A 3,115-nucleotide genomic window follows, 5' to 3' on the forward strand; every position below is an offset into this window, starting at 1 on the left:
AAAAAAACGTCCGGCCCCCTGTCGGAAGCCGGACGCGATTCTGGAGATAAGCTCAGGAGGCTGCTTAAACCGCCTTGGCCTCGTGCATCGCGGCGATCTGCTGCGAACTGTAGCCCAGCTCTTCCAGCACCTCGTCGGTATGCTGGCCCAGCAGCGGCGAGGCCGTCACTTCCGGCTTCAGGTCGGAGAACTTGATCGGGCTGCCGATGGTGAAGTACGAGCCGCGCACCGGATGGTCCACTTCCACGATCGAGCCCGACTTGCGCAGCGACTCGTCACGCAGCAGTTCCTTCATCGACAGCACCGGCGCGCACGGAATGTCGAACTTGCGGAACACGTTCACCGCCTCGAACTTGGTCTTGTCCTTGATGAAGTCCTCGATCGTGGCAAAGATCTCGTCGATGTGCGGCTGGCGTGCCTTCGGCGTGGTGTAGGCCGGGTCGGTCTTCCATTCCGGCTTGCCCAGCGCGTCGCAGATCGGCTCCCACGCATGGCCCTGCACCGTGAAGTAGATGTACGCGTTCGGGTCGGTCTCCCAGCCCTTGCACTTCAGGATCCAGCCCGGCTGGCCGCCGCCGCCGGCATTGCCGCCGCGCGGCGTGACCTTGTCGGCGAACGCTTCCATCTCGTGCGGATACTGCGGATACTCTTCCAGGTAGCCCACCCGCTCCAGGCGCTGCTGGTCGCGCATCTTCACCCGGCACAGGTTCAGCACCGCATCCTGCATCGACACCGCCACCTTCTGCCCCTTGCCGGTCTTCTGGCGGCCGATGTAGGCCGTCAGGATGCCGATGGCCAGGTGCATGCCGGTGTTGGAGTCGCCCAATGCCGCCGCCGAGATCGTCGGCTCGGAGTTCTCGCCCTTCCACCAGCCGGTGGTCGAGGCCGCGCCGCCGGCGCACTGCGCCACGTTCTCGTAGACCTTCAGGTCTTCATAGTGGTGGCCCTCCGAGAAGCCCTTGACCGAGGCCAGGATCATCTTCGGGTTCAGCTCCTGGATGCGCTCCCAGGTAAAGCCCATGCGGTCCAGCGCGCCCGGGCCGAAGTTCTCCACCATCACGTCGGACTCGCGGATCAGCTTCTCCAGCACTTCCTTGCCTTCCTGCTTCTTGGTGTCCAGCGTCAGCGAGCGCTTGTTGGAGTTGAGCATCGTGAAGTACAGCGCGTCGGCATCGGGGATGTCGCGCAGCTGGCTGCGGGTGACGTCGCCGGCGCCCGGACGCTCGACCTTGATCACGTCGGCGCCAAACCAGGCCAGCATCTGGGTGCAGGCCGGGCCGGCCTGGACGTGGGTGAAGTCGATGATCTTGAGGCCTTGCAGTGGTTTGTCCATGTGTCGTTCTCCTTGTGTGTCTCGGTTGTTCCCGGATGTTCTCGGATCTTCTTGGATGCGTTGCGTGCTTACTTCTTCTTGGCCGCGCTCTGCGGGTTCAGGTGGGTGATGCGTCCGCTCTCGGTGCCGGCCTTTTCATCGATGACCACGTTGATCAGCGTGGGCCTGCCCGAGCTGATGCCCTGCGCCAGCGCCGCCGACAGTTCCTCGGGCGTGTTCACGGTGGAACCCTCGCCGCCGAAGGCCTGCATCAGCATGTCGTAGCGCGCGCCCTTGACGAACACCGTCGGTGCCGGATCGGCGCCGCCGGTGGGGTTGACGTCGCAGCCCTTGTAGACGCCGTTGTTGTTGAAGATCACCACCGTCACCGGCAGGTTGTAGCGGCAGATGGTCTCGACTTCCATGCCCGAGAAGCCGAAGGCCGAGTCGCCTTCCAGCGCCACCACCGGCTGGCCGCTGGTGACGGCCGCGCCGATCGCATAGCCCATGCCGATGCCCATCACGCCCCAGGTGCCGGAGTCCAGGCGCTTGCGCGGCACCGACATGTCGATCACGGAGCGGGCCAGGTCCAGCGTGTTGGCGCCTTCATTGACGAGATAGACCTCGGGCTTGTCTTTCAACACATCGCGCATGGCCGACAGCGCGGTCATGAAGTTCATGGGCGCGGACTTGGCCGACAGGGTCTTGGCCATCTTGGCGATGTTGGCGTCGCGCTTCTCGGCAATGGCGCCGGTCCAGGCGGCATCGGGCTTGTCGAAGCCGGCCTGGTCGATGGCGGCCAAAAGGGCCGAGACGGTCGAGCCGATGTCGCCGGCCAGGGGCGCGTCGATGGGCACGTTGGAATCCATTTCCTGGGCCGAGATATCGATCTGCACGAAGGTCTTCTGCGCCCAGTCCTTGTGGTCCTTGCCGCCCCAGGTCGGGCCCTTGCCATGCGAGAGCAGCCAGTTCAGGCGCGCGCCGATGAGCATCACGCAGTCGGCTTCCTTCAAGGCATAGGAGCGGGCGGCGATGGCGGCCTGCGGATGGCTGTCGGGCAGCAGGCCCTTGGCCATGGACATGGCGAGATAAGGGATGCCGGTGCGCTCGACGAAGGCGCGGATGTCGGCATCGGCCTGGGCATAGGCGGCGCCCTTGCCGAGCATGATGACCGGGCGCTTGGCCTTCTTGAGCACGTCGAGGGCGCGGGCGATGGCGTCGGGCGCGGGGATCTGGGCCGGCGCCGGATCGACGACTTTCACGATGGAGCGCTGGGCGGCGGCGGCTTCCATGGCCTGGCCGAGCAGCTTGGCGGGCACGTCGAGATAGACGCCGCCGGGGCGGCCGGAGACGGCGGCGCGGATGGCGCGCGCCACGCCGATGCCGATGTCCTCGATATGGTTGATGCGGTAGGAAGCCTTGACATAGGGCTTGGCGGCGTTGAGCTGGTCGAGCTCTTCATAGTCGCCCTGTGCCAGGTCGACGATCTCGCGCTCGGAGGAGCCGGAGATCATGATCATGGGGAAGCAGTTGACGGTGGCGTTGGCCAGCGCGACCAGGCCGTTGAGGAAGCCGGGCGCCGAGACGGTCATGGCGATGCCGGGCTTCTTGGTCAGGTAGCCGGCGATGGCGGCGGCATTGACGGCATTGGCTTCATGGCGGAAGCCGATGAAGCGAAAGCCCTCGGCCTGGGCCAGGCGGGCCAGGTCGGTGATGGGGATGCCGACCAGGCCATAGATGGTCTCGACGTCATTGGCCTTCAATGCATCGAGCAGCACGTGGAAGCCGTCGGTCTGTTCGGCG

At 65.5% G+C, this 3,115-nt stretch carries 2 protein-coding genes; both read right to left on the reverse strand.

What is annotated here, in order from left to right:
* Positions 1 to 64 precede the first annotated feature (64 nt).
* A complete protein-coding gene (gene frc, locus IGW04_RS25415; RefSeq protein WP_194715880.1) occupies positions 65 to 1,333 on the reverse strand; it encodes a formyl-CoA transferase in 1,269 nt (422 codons plus the stop codon).
* Between the two features lie 68 nt (positions 1,334 to 1,401).
* On the reverse strand, positions 1,402 to 3,115 hold a 1,714-nt coding region (gene oxc / locus IGW04_RS25420; RefSeq protein ID WP_194715881.1), incomplete at its 5' end, for an oxalyl-CoA decarboxylase.

It is taken from the genome of Noviherbaspirillum soli (genome assembly GCF_015352955.1).
Lineage (GTDB): Bacteria > Pseudomonadota > Gammaproteobacteria > Burkholderiales > Burkholderiaceae_D > Noviherbaspirillum_A > Noviherbaspirillum_A soli.